Origin of the sequence: Streptomyces sp. NPDC048442, assembly GCF_040651475.1 — a bacterium.
Classification (GTDB): domain Bacteria; phylum Actinomycetota; class Actinomycetes; order Streptomycetales; family Streptomycetaceae; genus Streptomyces.
The window spans coordinates 14,035-32,244 of record NZ_JBEZKB010000003.1; the positions used below are offsets into that span (position 1 = coordinate 14,035).

Consider the following 18,210-nt stretch of genomic DNA (forward strand, 5'->3'; position numbering starts at 1 on the left):
GGTCTTCCGGGAAGGCGATGGGTCAGAGGTCGAGGTCGAGGTCGTCCGCCGACGCGGCCGGCGGGGGCGCGGCGAGGTTGCGTTCGGTGGCGGTGAGGTCGCTGCTGCCCAGGGTCAGTTTGTAGTGCGTACGCGGATCGAAGTCGTCGTGCAGGTCGATCCGGTCGAGTACGTCACTGACCAGCTTCTTCAAATACAGCCGTGGGGCCACTCCGACCTTGCCGCCCAGCGCCCCGCCCACCGCCCGCGCCAGGTCGGCGAGGTACGCGTCGTCGGCGAGCCGCTTGATGCGGTCGGCGGATTCTGGGGAGGCGACGCCGTCCGCGTACAGGTCGCGGATCCTGATGCCCAGGCTGGTCAGGGATTCCTCGGTGAAACCGGGCAGCCGGATCTGGACGGCGCGGGGGTTGTCGAAGCGCGGGTCGGTGGTGAAGTCGGTGGCAAGGCGCTGTGCGAGCGGGGCGAGGCGCTGTACGCCCTGCTGTCCGTCGTAGAAGGCCGGTGTGCCGGTGATGACGAGATACAGACCGGGGAAGCGACCGGAGTGCACCTCGTCGATGAGCTGCCGCAGTGCGTTGAGCGCCTTGTCGCGGGCGTCCGAGCGGACCCGCTGCAGGGTCTCCACCTCGTCCAGTACGAGGACCAGTCCGGCGTGCCCTGCGTCCTTGAGCACGGTGAGCAGGCCCTGCAGGAACCCGAAGGCCCCGAAGTGGTCGAGGTCGCCGCGTACGCCCGCGCTGCGCCTGGCGGCCGCGGCGACGTGCGGCTGGCCGCCGAGCCAGGACATCACCGCGGCGGCGGTGGCCTCGTCACCGGCGTCCAGGGACTGCTTGTACCCCCGCAGGGCGGTGGCGAAGGCGGGTGCCTGCCGGGACACCTCGGCCAGCCGGGCAGTGAGCAACCGGTCGACGGCCTGGGGGAGTTCACTCTCGGCCGCGCCGTCGGCGAGCGCGTCCTCCTCCAGGGCGTAGAACCAGGCGTCGGCGACCGGCCGCAGTGCGCTGGGCGGGAAGCTCGCGGTGGCCAGGCGTTCGGTGAGCCGCCGGTAGACCGTCTCCAGCTTGTGCAGCGGGGTCTCGGTCTCCGACACCTGCACTTCGGCCACGGCGAAGGTGCGCCGTTTGGCGCGCTCGCCGAGCCAGCGCGTGAAGAAGGTCTTGCCGGAGCCGTACTCACCGCGTACCGCCTTGAACGCCGAGCCACCGGCGGCGACGGTGTCCAACTCCTCGTCGACCGCCTTCTCGAAACGGCCCAGGCCAGTGGCAAGCAGGTCGAGGCCGCTCTCGGGGACGGCACCGCGACGCAGCGCGTCCACGACGGCGCGGCGGCGTACGGCGCCGACGGGGGAGGCGGGCCGAGGGGCTGAAGGTCCGAACGCGTTCACCCGAACAGTCTCCCACCCGGCCGGTCGGCGGGCTGCCGGTACACAGCCGAACAGAGCCAGTCCTCCGTGCTCACGGGGTTCACAGTTCGAACTGCTCGATCAACTGTGCCCGGTGCAGGCGCAGGGTGCGGTTGTCGGGAAGGATCTCCAGGATCTGCGCGCCGTCGTAGTTGAGGAGCTGGGCCAGGGTCGCGGCGAAGCCGGGGGCACGGCTGACGGGCTGGCCCGCGCGTTCCGCCAGGGCGGTCATGGGCAGAGTGCCCGCTTCGACAAGGGCCGCCAGCGCCTTGGGCAGGACGGTCTTGTCCCGTGGCTTGCGGGCGAGCAGTTCCAGCTGCGCCTCGTACAACTCGGTGGCGATGAGGCGTTCCACGAGTGCGGCGGCAGGGGTCTGCGCCGGGGTGGGGATGGCCTCGGATTCCGTCGCGGGGGCGGCGGATTCCTGGAATGTGGCAGGCGCGAGTTCCTCCTCGCCGAAGAGCCCGATGACACCCTCGGCCACGGGCGGGGCGGCCTTCTTGTTCTGCTTGCCGCGCGAGCGCGACGCTGCGGTGCCGGGCACGGAGACGGCTTCGGTCCCGGCTGCGGATCCCGCTACGACGCTCAGGTCACCGGACCACCACCAAGGGGACGGGTCCCCCAACTCCCGCCACCCCTCGGGTGGTTGCGCACCGAACGGCAGCAGCGCGAGCAAGGGGACGGTGAACTCGGCGAGGGTCGCCCCACCGTGGTAGCCCGCCTTGAGCGCGGTGTACCGGGCGTCGTGGTCGCGCAGGGCGACGATCCGCGAGCCGGGCTCGGGCCACACCACGCGCGGTCCGGCCAGTTCGACCTCGGCCGCCGCGAGGGGACCGCCGGGGGTGCGGTGGCGGGCCGAGCCGATGGCGCCGGCGGGTGCGTCGAGCTTGCTGCCGCGCCGTTCGACGACATGACCGTGGTCGGAGGTCAGGAGCACGGTCATACCGTTCGCACGCGCGGCCCGCAGCAACGGTTCAAGGCCGCCGATCTCCTTGGCGTGCCAGGAGCCGTCGCCGAGCTTCTGTTCCTTGCCCAGGCGGTCGTCGACCGTATTGAGGACGACCGCGACATGGGTGCGTTCGTCGGCGAGGGCTTCGCCGAGCGCGGTGGAGAAGGGCGAGCCGGTGTCGGGTCCGCGCAGGTCGTCCTTGTGGAATACGGCCGCCGGGGCGCCCTTCCAGCAGGAGTGCTGGGGGAAGAGCCGCTTCTCGTCGCTCTGGTCGCCCTTCGTCAGCCTCCCCGCGAACAGCGAGGTGCGCGATACGGAGGTCAGCGTGGGCAGAGCCGCGGCCACGCCCCGCCGCACCGGCGAGCCGTGTGCCCCGGGCAGGGGGTCGAACTCCGCCCACTGCTCGCGCAGTTCCTCGCCCAGCTCGGCCGCTATTGCCGCGCTCATCCCGTCCAGGATGAGCAGCAGGACCCGGCGTCCCTGCTCGGCGGCCACGACGGGCGCGACGACCCGTTCCAGGAGGGTCTCCACGGTGAGCATGGTCCCGGGGGACGTGCCGTCCGCCGTCCACACCGCGAGCCGTTCACCGAAGGAGTGGTCGAGCGTACGGCGCGTATCGCGCACCAGGTCGCCGATGCGGCTGTACGCGTCGGCGAGTACGCCGTCAGGGTCGCCGCCTGCTTCCAGGTGCTCCAGGGCACGATCGACCCAGCCGAGCTCATGCAGCTGCCGGTGTATGCCGTCGGTCACCGACGGGATCTCGCCCAGCGAATTCCCGGCCAGTGGGCCCCCGGCCAGCCACCTCCGCAGACGTACGGCCATCCGCACCCGCTCGATCCGGGCGCGCGTCTCGCCGTCGACCGTGGCCAGCGCGTGCTCTGCGAGCGCAGTGACGGCGGCCGTGACCGCGTCGGTGGAGTCACCGGCCAGCGCGCGGCCGGCCGCGGTGAACCGGGCGTCGAGCCCGGCGGGCAGGAGCGGGCTGGCAGCGGCGGCACCCTGCGCCCCGAACTGGGCGACGAGCTGTGCTGCCCGGGCCAGGACCGGGTCGGCCAGGCGGTGTTCGCCCCGGTCCATCAGCCCGCGTACGTATGCCTCACCGCTGCGGGCGAAGGACGAGAGCAGCCGGTCGAGCTCGTCACCCTGGGCGGGCGGCTGCTCACCGAGCCACCGCTCGGCCCGCCCCCGTGCGCGGTACAGGTCGTGGTCGGGCTCCGCGTGCCCCCACAGGGTGGCGCAGACGACTGCGTACGCGGCAGCGTCGGCGCCGTGCTCGGCGTCCACCAGGGCACTGATCAACTTGCCGGTGGAGCCGCCCTGTTCGGGTTCGGCGAGGAAGCGGGCCAGGCCTGCCCTCTCCGGTCCGCGCAGCTCACGCAAGAGGTCGGGGCCGTCAGGGGTGAGCGTCCACCGGAACAGGGCGACGGGGTCGACCCGGTCCGCCTCACCTGCGAACGTGCGCCCGCCCGGCAAGATGCGCCCACCGGGTACATCGCCGTTGTCGCCGTCCAACTGGAGCCGCCGCCGGGCCAGCCGGGTGAGGGCCTCGTCGCGGGAGAGTACGCCCCTGCCGATCGAGCGCCAGGGCCGGGAGCCCGCCGCGTCCAGGAGCGCTTCGGCAGCCCAGGTCTCACCGCGCAGCCGGGTGTCGAGGCCGCTCGCCCCGAACGCCTCCTGCACGACCTCCCAGTTGTCGACGGACCTGATCCGCCGGCCGTAGACACGAGCGAGCAGACCCGGGTCGAGTTCGGTGTTCTCCCGGTCGGTGAGCACCACCAGTACGCACGGTTCCGGCCGGGCCGGGGCATCCAGGTGGTTCAGGATCTGCTCGTGCACCGCGAGTACGGACGGCGCGACGGCCACCCGCACCTGCGTCCCGCCCGTCGTCTGCTGCACGGCAGCGCCGTCCCACTGCGGGGCTGCTCGCAGCAGCATGACGCGCACCGCGCCGTCGCAGAGCGCGCTGCGTGCGGCGACGAACTGCCGGACGGTACTCACGGACAGCCGGGCAGGACCGGCAGCACTACCCGAACCGGCCCCGGCAGCGGACGCAGTGGTGATCGTGCCGGACATCAGTCGACAACCTTCCAGACGACCTCGACGGTGGCATCGGGATGCGCGGCGGCGAGCGCCGCGATCTCCGCCTGCAGCTCCACAGCCGCCCGTGCGGCGGTCGTCCGGCCACCGCCCGAGCGGGCCACCGGGCGTGCCGGATCACGCGGCAGGGGTTGCGGCGACGGCAGTACCTGCGGATGGGCGGAGCCGTTTTCCAGGTCCACCGTGTCGGAGCTGGGCCCCACGGGAGCCACGGGACTCACAGGTGCCACAGGCGCGGCGGGCTGTTGCGGGTTCACCGTCGGACTCTGCCGGGCCCTCAGCAGCGTCATCACCTCCCGGCTGCCCTTCTGCAGTACACCCGGCAGATCGGGGTAGTCCCCCGGATCACCGGCCGCGGCATCGCGTACCCGCTCCAGGATCGCCGCGCCTTCCCTGCCGAGTGTGTCGGCCAGCTCCAACTGCTCGCCCCAGCTGGTGTTCTGCAGCGCGTCGGCCACCTTCCCGGCCTGCGTCAGCGACATTCCGAACCGGAGTGCACCGAACTCGCCGAGATCGAACCCGGCCAGCCGGTCCACCACCGCCTTGGCGCCGATGCCTTCCTCCCGCACCGACTTCACCAGCTCCTCCGCCCGCCGGGCCAGCACCAGGCGGGGCGAGGAGTCGTCCAGGTGCAGAAAACCGCGGTGCTTCTCCAACTCCTTGACGAGCCGGCCGGTATCGCCGGCGACCGCGCCCGCGGCCTTGCGGATCTGCCCGGCGAACTGGTTCACGATCCGCCCGCGCCGCAGCTGCGGCGCAGGCGTGCCGAACAACGAATCGAACCGCTTGCGAGCCTCCGCCCAGTCCGCCTCGCTCGGCAACGGCTGCGCCCGCAGCGCGTAGTCCCGCTTCAGCTCGCTCGGCAGCGGTGCGGGTTCGATCGCGGCCCCACCGCGTACCCACACCCGGTCCGACATCTCCGCGTACGCGGCGGCCAGCAACCGCCGCAGCGGATCCGGCAGCCCCCGCCGCTCGGGCAGGTCGCTCCAGTCGCCGAGCGTGACCAGGGTCGGCTCGGCAACCCCGTCCCGGCGGGCCTGCGCGTTGAAGTGATCGAGCCAGGAGGTGGACTGCCGGTAGTACGCCTCCCGCATGGCACCGAGCCCGAGCCCGCCCGCGATCCGCGCCATGGTCCTGCGGTCCTTGGCTTCGACCTCCGCCTGCCCGTCCCGGTCCTCGGCCGCCCTGCGTACGTACTCGAAGACCGTCTTGATCTCGCCGGCCCGCAGCGGCTTTCCGGTGCCTTCCGGGTCCAGATCCGGGTGGGCGGGGAACTGGTGGGCGAGCAGCCGTCCCACCAACTGGCGTGCGGCGTCGTCCATTTGTGCGCCGATCGGCAGCCGCAGTTCAGCCACCTGCTGCTGGGTCTCCAGGTGCTGGTCGAAGCCGAGGTCGACGATGCCTTCCTGCTTCTGCGCGAGCCCGTAGGCCTGCCGCAGCGCGAGCAGCACCCGCTCGGTGAGGATGTCCCGCTGCGACTGCAGCATGCCCTTGGCGCGCGCCTTGTCGTCGGCGTTGAGGCTGCGCGCGAACTCGGAGTCAAAGCGGGTCTCGTCGGCCAGCGCCTTGTCGATCACGACGAGACGCTCGAAGTCGCCGCGGGTGGCGTCGGTGAGGTGGGTGGGCAGCCAGGCCAGGGTGCGCGAGTCACCGCCCGGCTTCTCCCGCAGGACCCGCAGCCGCTGGACGTCGTCCATTGGCCCGTACTCGCCCTCGTCGTAGGGGAAGTCGACGACGAGCCGCCAGGCGTCCTCCTGGCTGGGCCGCAGCGCCGCATCCGACAGCGAGTCGACATCGGCGACGTTCCCGAACACCACCTCGACCTGCCGCTCGGTGCCCTTCCACACCAGATTGAGTACGTCGTACGGATCCAGCCCGCCGACCCCGTCGGTGACGTCGAGCGCGTCCTTGAGCAGCACGCGCATCTTGTCCCGGCGGTTGGGCAGGTTGTTGAAGATTTGTGCGTTGGCGAGCACCGCGTCCAGGTCGACGCCGGTCAGCTCCAGGCGGACCACCGCGCCAGGACCCGTACCCGCGACCTTGATCTCGGGGAAGGTCGCCGCCCATTCCTTCGTCTTCTGCTCCAGGCGGCCGATCTCGGTACCCGCGATACGGGTAGTGATGGACCCGTGGTTGAGCGCGTTGAGCCGGGCCAGCGTCAGGTCGGACAGCGCGGGGACGCTCGGCGCGAGCGCGGACAGCAGCAGCGTCTGCACCAGTCGGCTGTCGCCGGTGAAGTCCCGGCAGCGCGCCTTGAGTTGAGGGTCGCTGAGCGTCTCCGGGCGGCGCCGGTAGGCCTCCACATCGTCCTCGGTGACCTGGTTGGTCTTCAGCAGGTACGGGCGCAGTTTGTCGCGGTACAGCTTGTCCGCCGCCTCGAAGTGGACGCTGGTCTCACCGCTGAACGCCTTGTCGCCGCCGCCCACGATCGCCGGGTACAGATCCCCCAGCGGAACGAGCTGACCGAGCCGCCAGTCGTCCCGGTGGTTGACCAACAGCTGACTCATCAGCTTCAGACCGGTACGGGAACGCTGCAGCGCCGCGGAAATGTGCACCAGCGTGTCCATGAACGCCGGCGGGAACGGATACGTACGCCGAAAGGCGTCCTCGTCTGCTCCAGTGGTCGACTTGTCGTGCCCGAGCAGCGTGTCCCACACATCCGGGCCGAGCTTCTTGGCCTCCGCGAAGGCCGCCGTGATCTGTTCCCTGGCCTCGTCGGTGAGGGGGTTGAGGAGGCGGGCCTGCGCGATCGTCGGCAGGTTGCGGTCCTCCAGGACGATCGAGTCGTACCGACCACCGTTGAGCTTCAGCGTGTCCTGTACGGCGGCCTCGGCGGCGCCCGACATCTCCTCGCCGACCAGCTCGCGCAGGTCACGTTGGCGGGCGATGAACGAGATGATCGGAATGGCACGCCGCTCGTCGGCGCCCTCCACGAAGTTGGTGACCTTGCCGGCCTCGCGGCCGAGCACCTTCTGGTCATGGATCAGGGTGGCCAGCCACAGAATCAGTTCGTCCATGAAGAGGACGAGGCCGTCGTACTTGAGGGACTTGGCGTGCGCGGCGATGATGCCGAGACCCTTGTCCAGGGAGACGAACCCGTCCGCGTTCTCGGAGGCGTTGCGGGCGAAGGACGGGAACAGGGTCTTGGTGAGGTCCTGGACCAGCCGGGCCCGCAGCTCCTGCGGGGTGGAGGGGTTGTCCAGGTCGAAGCCCTTGGTGTTCTCGTGCTCCTCCTGTGCGACGACGGCCTGGTTGAGGAGTTCGGTGGTCCAGGCGAACGCCTCGCCCCACTCGTCCCCTTCACCGCTGTCGGCCTCGGCGAGCTGCGCGATGACATGGTCGTCACCGCTGCGGCGGCGCTGCTCGGCGAAGTCCTCGAAGAGGCCGTCGGTCAGATACACCTGCGGCAGCGAGCACCCGGGGTGCACCTTGCGGACATGCTCCACGTACCTGCCGAGGATGCGCTGCTCCAAGGACTTGGCGCCGAGCATGTGGTACGGCACGAGCAGGAACTTGCGGCCGTCCGCGTCCAGCCAGGGGTGGCCGGAGCGGACGGGGTCGAGGTCGTGGTTGGTACGTGCGGCCTGGTTGCCGGAGAGGAGGGCGTAGAGCACCGCCATGAAGTGCGACTTACCGGAACCGAACGAGCCGTGCAGATAGGCAGCCTTGGAGGAGTGGCTGTCCAGCGCGGACTTGATCAGGTCCAGGGCCTCGCCGAAGTTGCCGAGGAGCCGGTCGGTGACGACATAGTTGTCCAGCGCGGCCTTGGCCCCGTCGGGGGTGACGGCCTCGCTGAGCTTCAGTACGAAGTCGGAGGTCGACACCGACTCCGGGATGCGGATCAACTCCCGCAGGAGGGGCCGGTCCTCGGGACGAGGGGTGTTCCTGGTCATGAACGCCATGGTGTTTCTCTACGCTCCTCGTCCTGTCTCAGACTTCGGTGTCGGTGTCGGTGTCGGTGTCCGCGGTGAGCTCCGGCTGCTTCGGGGCAGCCGCCTTCTTCGCACGGGTGGCGGGAGAGGGGCGCCAGGCGCGCAGGGCGTCGTCGGTCAGCCCCAACTCGCCCTGCTTCTGGTGCCGGAACGTCAGGATCTCGGCGGCCGGTGAGGCGCCGAACTCGGCGTCGTACTCCCCGTACCACTGGTCCAGCCACGGCTGGAGTTCCAGCAGTCCTGTCAGGTACGGCACGATCTCCTCGTCGCCGAGACCCGCAGTCTGTACGTACGAGGCGAGCGCGAGCGCCTGCTCCAGGTGGTCCCAACCGGCCCACCCGTACAGCTCAGGCGACTGCGCGTTGACCGCCCCGTACGAGACGAACCGCTCCTTGGGTACGTCGAGCTTGCCGCGAGCACGCGAGTAGCTCGGCTTGAGGAAGTCGGCGGAGGTGTACTTAGGGGGCACGGGCGTCCGCTCGCGGATCTTCCGCTTTGCGGGCTCGTCGGGCGCGGCGTCCTCTTCACGCTGGAGGTCCCAGACGTGCTCCCAGTCGGCGCGCTTCTTCAGCGCGGCGGGCTTGTACCGGAGGGCCGATACGAACGGGACGTGCTCCTCGGCGAGCAGGTCGCGGACGGTCTTGGCGAGGTCCTGCCGGGGAGCGTAGAGCTCCGCGACGGAGGTGAAGTCCTCGTCGGCGGACAGGGCTTCGGTGAGGCGGGCGAGGGTGGTGACGGTGGGGTTTCCGTTGGAGTCGAACCAGTAGGAACGGTCCTCGGTCCGGTCCAGCAGCCAGGACTTGAGCGCCTTCTGCCGCATCGAGTCCCAACCCTCGGTGGCCCAGCGGCGCTTGTACTCGGGGCGCTCGATCATGCCGATGGCGCGGTTCGACTCGATGACGTCGATGCGCTTCTGGACGAGGGTGCGGTACTCGGCGGGCCAGTGGGAGGGGATCTCGGTGATGGGCGTGTGCCCATGATGCGAGAACCACTTGGTGGATACTTCGCCCGCTTCGATCTGCCGTGCCAGGACGATCTCGAACGCGCGCTGCCCTGGTTCGATCCGGGGCACGTTGCCAGACTGGATCAGGTCGGCATCGTGCAGGTTGTAGATCGAGTAGACCTGCCAGTCCAACTCCTCCTGCATAGCCACCATCTGGTTACGAGTGCGGGTCCAGTCAACGTGAGCTTCACGCAGGCGGAGAGCAGTCGGAACCCCTTCCTCGGTGACGGCAGCAGGTGAGGTTGCGGACAGCGCCTGGGCCAGGATGTCAATCGAGGTTGCGAGTTCCGTGGGGTAGGTGGAGGGGAGGGGGAATTCCCCGAGCTTGGTGCCAGTGAACTCGTAGTTCCACGACCATGGCTGGTCGGGCATGCCGCTTGCTGCCGTGGCGTTGCCCTTGCTGTGGCTCATTTGTTTGAGCCAGAAGCAGGCCGTGGAGCTATTGAGTAGCCCCAGCAGCCGGAAGTGCTCCTCCGCTGTTGCCTCCTCTCGCAACTTAATCACTGGCGCGGACTGCTTGAACACCTTCCCACCTCGGTCCAGTACAAAGTGATTGTGTGTCGCCACAAAAGCGAAAGCGATTCCCAGTGGGGAGCTGAAGCGCTTCGGGAAAAACATGCTGTGGTCGAACCAGCGTAGCCCGCGTTCGATCGGTGTCTGTCCGAAATCGACGCGGTGCTCAAGAACTGTTCGTCGGGGCCACAAGAAGCGCTTTTCGGGTGTCGAGAGTTCTCGCGGCTGTCCCTGTTGGTCGTATGGGAAAAACGTGGCGACCGGTGCTTCGATTGCGTGATCGCGCACTCCGTCACCAAGGACCACGGGTACGGTTCCGCATTCGAGCGCCAAAGTCTTAGTGGCTGGCGATGGAAGATAATATGCGTCATCCAGCCCCGTATGTGTGCTGCGCCCAATTGTGTCGATCTCGTGGTCCAAAATTGACGCCGCACTCTCATTCAACTGCTGCACCATTTCGAGGCCGCCAGAGGCGAGAATCCAGGGTTGCCGAGTAAAGTGTTCGTTGCGATTCATGTCATCGGTGGAGACCCACTGTCCGATACTTCCCGGCTGATCAACCTGTTCCACGATCGCCCGCCAGACGAGCCCCTTTTCCGCTCTCTCCGGCGCCGAAGGTTCCCCCTGCACGCTCCGGACCGTCCGGATGGTCGACCCACGAGCGCCCTTGTAGTCCAGCGGACGCCCCACCAAGATCACCGTCGGGGTTCCATGCCCCGGGATGAATGCTCCAGACGTGTCGATGACCTCGGTCAGTTCGACCTCATCCCGGAAGAAGCTCTCGATCAGCTTCGTCCCGAACTCCCGCTTCATGAAGGAGTTCGACGTGATCTGACCGACCATGCCGAAGCCGCGCCCCGTCTTCCCGTCGCCCCGCACCGCGAGCTCGAAGAAGCGCTGAGCGAACGGGACGGACAGTGCGTACGTTCCCGCGCAGGCGTCGTACAGCTTCCGGTACCGCTCGTTGAGCGTCTTGTCCTTGACCGTGATGTACGGCGGGTTGCCGACGACCACGTGGTAGCTCTGCCTGCTGAGGATCTGCGGGTGCTCGAACACGTCCTCCGTGCTCAGCGCGTAGTACGGGTCCTCTGCGTCGCCCGTCGCCGTCAGCTCTTCTTCGCCGAAGAGGCCCTCCTGTTCGTACTCCGTCGGCAGCAGAGAGTCGCCCACCGCCAGGCCCAGCGGCCATTCGTACGCCGCAGCTTCCGCGAACGTCCGCATGCCGCTCGCTGCGATGGCCGCCAACAGCAACCGGAACCGCGCCACCGCCACCGCGAACGGGTTCAGGTCCACCCCATGCACCGACTCCAGCGCCGCCCGCACCCGCTCGTACGCCCCGACCTCCGGCCGCTCCTCGCCCCACATCCGTACCAACCGCCGGAAGGCCCCCAGGACAAAGTGCCCCGACCCGCACGTCGGGTCGATCATCTTCAGGCCCTCGAAGCCGAACTCCCGCACCGCCGGCGTCATCGTCCGGTCGAGGATGAACTCCTCTACAAACTCCGGGGTTTGGAGCAGCGCGTACGTCTTCCGCGCCGCCTCGCTCAGGTCCTGGTACAGGTCACCCAGGAACCGGGTGTCCCAGCCCTCCGTACCGTCCTCGCTGAGCGCGTCGGTGAAGTCGTGCACCAGCACCGATGCGGCGGCCGTACCACCCTCACCCTCCGTGTCCCCATCCGCCTCCACAGACCTCTGCTCCCGCCAGAACGCCAGCAGCGCCCCCGCCCCGTCATGCGACAGCGGGATCTGGAACAGCGGGTTGTGGTCCTGGTCGAACAGCAGCCGCCCCGCCTGCCCCTCGCCCAGTTCCGCGAAAGCCGTCTCCAGCCATCCGCGATACGTCGGGTCGGCGTGCTTCGCCCCGTACTCCTCGTACCGAGCCTGGGCCGTCTCCCGCCCCGCGACATCCGGTGCCGTGATGTACGGCTCCGCGATCAGTCGGTTGTCCTCGCTGAAGCGAACGAAAACCGTACCGAGCACCCAGGCCACCGCGACCTGCGTGACCCGCTCCCCGAGCCAGCTGTTCCAGGTGGCCGCCGTACGGCCCAGCTTCTTCGCCTGGTCGTACTCGCCGCGCAGCCGTGCCCCGACCTCGGGGACGGCCTTGACCTGTGCTTCCAGGTCGGTTTCTGCCGCCTTGACCTGCTTCTGCAGGTCGCTGAGGAGGCTCTTGCGGTCGATCACGAACGGCTCCCGGGAGTGATAGCTCAGAGATAAGAAATGAGATGGGAAGTATGGGGCTTATGGGAGGGGCGGTCTGCCGTACCTACCTCAGACGTCCCCGTCCGGCGCCAGATGCTTCCGCGCCACCCACGCATCCGGCACGACGATCCACTCGTCGAACCCGGCCTGGTACGGAACACTCTGCCCGGCCAGCCTCGGCGCTCGCGCCGGGTCGGACTGTGCGACCAGCAGCCACAGCGGGCTGCCCCCCTGCCGCGCCTCCTCCGCGAGCCGACCGAGCAGGTCGAACGCGTCGTACCGCGCCAGCGCCGCCGTATCGGTGAGCAGCAGTGGGCCACCGCCCTCCGCCAGGCGGTTCCGCAGCAGCGGTTCAACCCGCCCCCACGCCTTGTCCGTACGGACATGCAACTGCTGATGCGGTCGCGAACCCGCCTCCGCCGCATCCGCCTTGAGCACGGTCTCCCACGTCGGCCGGGCCGCCTCGGTGACCACGCCCCGCAGCTCCGCCAGCAACAGCCCCGTCAGCGACACTGCCCGCGCCCCGTACGGCTCGTCGGTAAGCCTCCGTACCGCCGCCTCCGCACCCCGGTGGGGCATGGTCAGTACCCGGAACCCGTCCTGCCGCGCCGAGTGGACGAGCCGCTGCTCGGCCTTCGCCGCGGCGGCGACCGCCGCATCCGCGTCGTACTGCGTGGGCGCGGAACGGCGTGCAGCCGACGCCGAGACGCCCCAACTCGCGGATGTCAGACCGCTGGTGAACTCCCCGGCGGGCCGGTCCGGGACGAGCCGGAGCACCTTGTCGTAACGCGTCGCCAGTTTCAGCTCGAAACCGGCCTGCTTCAACAGGCGTACCAGCGCACTGCCCACGGGCAGCTCGCTCGGCACCAGCGGGTCGTCGCCCAGGTCGGGGAAGCGGGTCGCGACCCGCTTGTGCAGCGCGTCAACGGTGAGTCCGGGCTGGCGGTCTTCCTCGACACCCGGCTGTACGGCGACCACACCGGCCTGAGTGATCCGCAGCGCACGCACCAGGTCCAGAGCGCGCGGATAGATCTCCAGGCGGGGCGTGAGCGCAGCCCCCGGGGAGGCGGCGACCGCGATCTCGGCGGTGCGCCGCTCGTCCCAGCCGAGCGTTCCCGGCGGCTGCCGGATCGCGGCGAGCTTCGTGAGGACCGTGCTCGCAGTCGGCAGGGACTCCAGGGCCGCCAGCTCGTCGGCCTGCACGCCCAGCTTGAGCGCGTACTCCTGAAGGGCCGGCATGGTCGGGGTGTCCGCCCCGTCCACTCCGTCGCGTACGTCCATGACGATCAGCCCGAGTACCGGATCGGCGCCCTTGGGCAGCCGGGCGTAGAAGTAGCGGAACCGCGACGGGGTCTCGTCGTGCTGCTCCCGGTGCTGCTCCCGCTCCACCACGGCACGCAGCAGCGAGAGCGCCAGCGCACGACGGTCGCGCCGCGTGACGAGCTTGCTGCCGCGCTGGGCGAGCAGGGCGTCGGCAAGTTCCAGTACCGGCACCACCCGGCCGCGCTCTGCGACCAGCTCGATCACCTGCTCGCTCAGCAGTTCCAGAGCGGGATCCTCGTACCAGCGCTCCCGCGCCTTCTTCACGATCTGCGGGATACGGCCCGCAGTCAGGGCCAGTTCCTTGGCGATATCGAGCTGCCGGACCCAGGGCAGGCCCTCGGGCAGTCGGCCGGTCTCGTCGGGAAGCCGCAGCAGCAGCCGTACGGCTTCGCGCTCCTTCGCGTTGGAACGGGCGCTGCCACTCGACGGCCGGGGCACCAGCCGGGAGGCCAGCGCGTCCAGGCTCAGCGTGCGCAGGACTTCCTGGCTGGGGTCGCCGGTGGCGGCAAGCGTTTCGGCAACCGACTTCTCCAGCTCGGTGGCCTCCTGGCGGGCCGCCCTCAACGCCTCCGCGCTCATCGGCGCGGGCACCGCCTTGCCGAGGCGCAGGTTCCACTGCTTCTGCCGGTTCTGGATCTCGGTGCGGGTCCGCGCACCCATGCCCGGTGCGGTGAGGAACTTCCGTACCGAGTAATCAAGCACGTCCCCTACGGAGTTCAGACCCATCGCGAACAGCTGGGACTGCGCGGCGAGTGTCAGCCCCGCCACCGACAGCGGCGTCGAACGCTCGGCCCGCTCCGCCTGCTGGTTCCGGATCTTCTCGGCAGCGTCGTCATCGTCCTCCTGACCGATCTGCGGCGTGGGCGCCTGCGCGATGTCCTCCCGGCCCACCACCTCGACCTGCCCGGACTTGCCGTGCCCGGAACTGGGTGCCGTGGTCCGCTGCGCGTCCAGGAAGATCGCGCTCCAGGCGCGCTCCATCGGCTTCAGGTCCGGGTACCGGTCCTTCACGTTCCGGGCCAGGGCCTTGCGGAAGAAGGCCACCAGGCCGTTACGGACCGGGTCGTCGAAGGCATCGGCGGCGAGCTGCGGGTACGGCCACTCCTTCTGGTCGGTCTGCCGGGGCGTGACCGAGCCGTCGCCCCAGCGGGGGAGCTCCCGGGACGCCATCTCGTGCAGTGTCGCTGCCAGCGCGTACCGCTCGGCGTGACCGTCGTACGAACCGCGTGTGATGATCCCGACGAACGGGTCGAGGTAGCCCTCGGTGCCCGCGTCGATCTCCTTCGCCGGATACCCGGCGAGCGAGAAGTCGATCAGGACGAGCTGGCGGGTGCCGTTGGGGCGGATCCGGATCGCGATGTTGTCCGGCTTCAGGTCCCGGTGCCAGATGCCCTCCGCCTCCAGGTGCTCCACCGCGCCGAACAGGTACTTTCCGTACGCCTCCAGCTGGTCCATGCCCAGGCGGCCGTAGTCCCGCAACTGGCGGGCGACCGTGTCCTCACGCCTGCGCGAAGGCTTGCCGCTCTCCGCGTCCAGTGCGCGGATGTCACCCACGTACTCCAGCGCGAGCACCCGGCGGCCGGCGAGCGTCAGGGGCTCGCGCTCGTACAGCGCGATGATGCTGGAATCCCGGTGGATCCGGCCCAGGACCTCGGCCTCCCGGTCGAGCACCCCATGCTTGGCCTCGCTCAGCGCGACCTTGAGCACCGCCACCGGCAGTCCGCCGCTGCGCCGCGGCTCTCCGGCCAGGTCACGGACCAGGAACGCCCGCGACGTCGAGCCGGTACCCAGCCGGCGCACGACCTCCCAGCGTCCGGCGAGTATGTCGCCGGCCACCGATTCCAGTGGGTCCTTCTCCGGCTCGCTGCTCTGCGCCCCGGCCCCGTCGCCCTCGGGTGGCACGCCCTCCCCGCTCGCAGCCGCTGGGTCCTTGTCCTTGTCGGCGAACGCTTCCTCGACGTACTCGAGCATCTCCAGGAAGTCGTCGACCGTGGACAGCCGACGGCTCGGCTCGTAGGCGGTGGACGCCTCCACCAGGTCGTCGATGTCGGGGTTGAGACCGTCCACCAGAGCGCTCGGCGCCAGGGTCTCGCCCGCCTCCAGCCGGGACAGGACCTCATTCTGGTTCGCACCCGGCGCCTGCCCGGTGACCAGCAGATACGCGAGGACGCCGAGACCGTACACATCGAGCCGGACCGGATCCGCCTTCGGGATCCGCAGCTCGGGCGCCAGATACGGGTCGGCCTGCTGCGCGACGTGCAGGCCGGACAGCTGGGACGGGGCCAGTGTCAGTGGCTTCCCCTGGCTGGCGCTGTGGCCGGAGGCGATCTGCCAGTCCGCGATCTGCAGATGGGGGCTCAACCAGCGCTGTTCCTCGCCCAGTTCGCACCCGCGCGGACCACGATTGCGCGGGACGACGTGCACCGAGTGCGCCGACAGGGTGCGGTGGTGGAGCCGGTTGGAGTGCGCCGAGCGGACCGTCTCGGCGAGCTGGCGCACCAGCGCGAGCCGGCCCGGCAGATCGAGGAGCCGACCGTACTGCACCAGGTAGTCGTCGAGACGGAGGGTTTCCGGGTGGTAGTCGAAGAGGATCGTCGGCCCCGCCGGGTGTCCCGAGGGCAGATAGCTCTTCAGCTGCACCACACCCGGGTGCCGGAACCGGCTGAGGACGGTGGCCTCACGGGCGGCGGCCTTCTCCACCGACGCACGCTCGGCGTCCGAGGCGCCGCGCTCGCTGAGGAAGACCCGTACCCGCGCCAGTTCGTGCAGTTGGGTGTGACGGCCCAGATAGTCGGCCCAGGTGGGACCGGAGTCGAACGACTTCGCCTCCAGGCGGTACGAACCCACCTCGTGCTGACGGGGGACGGGTGCGATGCGGAGCTGCTTCAGGGCTGCGTCGACCTGGCGCGAGATGGTGGCGGTGATCTGCCGGTGGGCGTCCGACGGAGGGACGGACAGCATCTCCACCAGTTGCTTGATCGTGTACACGCCGTTCATGTCGGCGCCCGGCAGGTTCACATGGAGCCTGTCGTCGGTGAAGCAGACCGCCTCACCCACCCAGATCCTGGGCCGCCCGGGGCCGCGGCCCACGGTGTCGCCGATCAGGCTCGCCAGTTCCTTGGCCTTCTGGTTCGTGAGGTGGAGCGGGTTGCCGTGCCGACGCTGGGTGCCGCCGGGTGTCGTCTGTACCCAGCTGTTGCCGCCGCCGCTGACCGAGCCGTGCCAGTCCTTCAGCTCGATCAGGAAGACCCCGGCCGGAGCGGTGACCATGAGGTCGACCTCGCGAACGTGCCCACTGCTCGCCGTGAAGGTGAAGTTCGACCAGGCGCGCCACGGCTCCTCGTCCGGCAGACGCTTGCGGATCGCCTCAAGACCGCGGCGCTCGTGCTCGTACCCGGACTCGGTGACCGTCGTCCACCGGCCATCCTCCATGCGGCTCCTGCCCCGTCTCAGCTCGTGTGCGTGTGTGCCGGGCGCGTTCCTGCAGGTGCGGCCCAGGAAGCCCGGCTGATTCCCCCGGATGAAATCCTAAACGGTGACACTGACAACTATCGGGGCAGAAGTGATAGTGGCTGAAAAAGTCCAGGTCAGAGGGTTGAGGGGAGGAGTGCTGGTAGCGGGGGGGGGAGGGGTAGGTGGGCGGTCCCGGTGGCTCGCACCGGAACTGCCCGGCCCTTGCGTCAGGCGCGGTCCGAGGTGATCGACAGGAACGCCGACCACTCGGAGTGACCGAAGGCGAGCAGGGGGCCCTGCGGGTCCTTGGAGTCGCGGATGTGGACGGTGCCCGGGGTGGCTGCGACCTCGACGCACTCCGGGCCCTCATTGCTGCTGTAGCTGCTCTTGATCCACGTCAGTATGGAGGTCGAGTCTGCGGAGGGCTTGATCGTCATGTCTCTCCCAGGACTTTCTCGATGAAGGCCAGGGACTCCCGCGGAGTCAGCGCCTGGGCTCGAATGATTCCATAGCGGGCCTCAAGCAATTGAACCTCCTTCGGGTCCAAGAACACACGGCTCAACTGCTGGACCTCCAAGTGCGCAGCTCTCGATCCGCTGCGAGCGGAGAGCAGTTGGAGTTGGCCGCCCATTCCCGCGTGATCCTCGCGGTCCGTGGGCATCACCTGGATCTCCACGTTACGCAACTGGCCGATCTTCAGGATGTGTTCCAGCTGCTGCTGCCACACCGTCCTACCACCGAGCGGCCGTAGCAGCGTCACCTCTTCTAGGACGAAACTCAAGATCGGCGACGGCCACTTGGTGAGGATGGCCTGACGGGTCACCCGGGCGGCTACCTGGTTCTCGATGTACTCCTCGTCCAGCAGGGGCCTGCGCATCCGGAACAGGGCTCGGGTGTAGTCCTCGGTCTGGAGCAGGCCGTGGACATTGTGACTGCTGTACGCACCGATCTCGACGGCCTCGTCCTCCAACTTGGCCAGATCCCGCACCTTCTTCGGGTACTTGGCGCGAGCCACGTCCTCCGCGAACGCCACCAACATCCCGCCCGCCCCCAACGCCTCGTCGGCCGCCCGCAGGAACTCCGCCTTCGGGGCCCGTCTGGCCCGTTCCACCGAGGACACCTGCTCCTCGCTGTAACCGATCGCCGCGCCCAGTTCCGCCTGCGTCATTCCCGCCCGCTCGCGCCACAGCTTGAGCTGTCTACCGACGGTCTTGAGGAGGGCGGACGCCTCCTCGTCGCCGTCGTCCCAGTCCTGCCTCTCGGTCCCGCTCCCCGAACGCCCTGCTCCGACTTCGTCCGTCATGTCCGACGCCACCTCCGGTCCGCCGCAGTCCCC

At 69.3% G+C, this 18,210-nt stretch carries 7 protein-coding genes; all 7 read right to left on the reverse strand.

What is annotated here, in order from left to right; all coding sequences use genetic code 11:
- Positions 1-22 precede the first annotated feature (22 nt).
- A complete protein-coding gene (brxD, locus tag AB0D18_RS06155; protein WP_362413467.1) occupies positions 23-1,384 on the reverse strand; it encodes a BREX system ATP-binding protein BrxD in 1,362 nt (453 codons plus the stop codon).
- A gap of 79 nt (positions 1,385-1,463) precedes the next feature.
- Positions 1,464-4,424 (reverse strand): BREX-2 system phosphatase PglZ, encoded by a 2,961-nt coding sequence (gene pglZ, locus AB0D18_RS06160; protein WP_362413469.1) that lies wholly within the window; start codon positions 4,422-4,424, stop codon positions 1,464-1,466.
- Entirely contained in the window at positions 4,424-8,350 is a 3,927-nt protein-coding gene (locus AB0D18_RS06165) for a phage resistance protein (RefSeq protein ID WP_362413471.1), read from the reverse strand. Before AB0D18_RS06165 ends, pglZ begins: the two co-directional genes overlap by 1 nt.
- Positions 8,351-8,378: 28 nt before the next feature.
- Positions 8,379-12,080, reverse strand: a complete 3,702-nt coding sequence (gene pglX, locus AB0D18_RS06170; protein ID WP_362413473.1) for a BREX-2 system adenine-specific DNA-methyltransferase PglX — start codon at positions 12,078-12,080, stop codon at positions 8,379-8,381.
- 87 nt (positions 12,081-12,167) lie between these two features.
- Entirely contained in the window at positions 12,168-16,853 is a 4,686-nt protein-coding gene (gene pglW / locus AB0D18_RS06175) for a BREX system serine/threonine kinase PglW (protein ID WP_362413475.1), read from the reverse strand.
- 248 nt (positions 16,854-17,101) lie between these two features.
- Positions 17,102-17,311, reverse strand: coding sequence for a DUF397 domain-containing protein (locus tag AB0D18_RS06180; protein WP_362413477.1), 210 nt, complete (start codon positions 17,309-17,311; stop codon positions 17,102-17,104).
- Positions 17,308-18,177 (reverse strand): helix-turn-helix transcriptional regulator, encoded by an 870-nt coding sequence (locus tag AB0D18_RS06185; protein WP_362413479.1) that lies wholly within the window; start codon positions 18,175-18,177, stop codon positions 17,308-17,310. Before AB0D18_RS06185 ends, AB0D18_RS06180 begins: the two co-directional genes overlap by 4 nt.
- Positions 18,178-18,210: the final 33 nt, after the last annotated feature.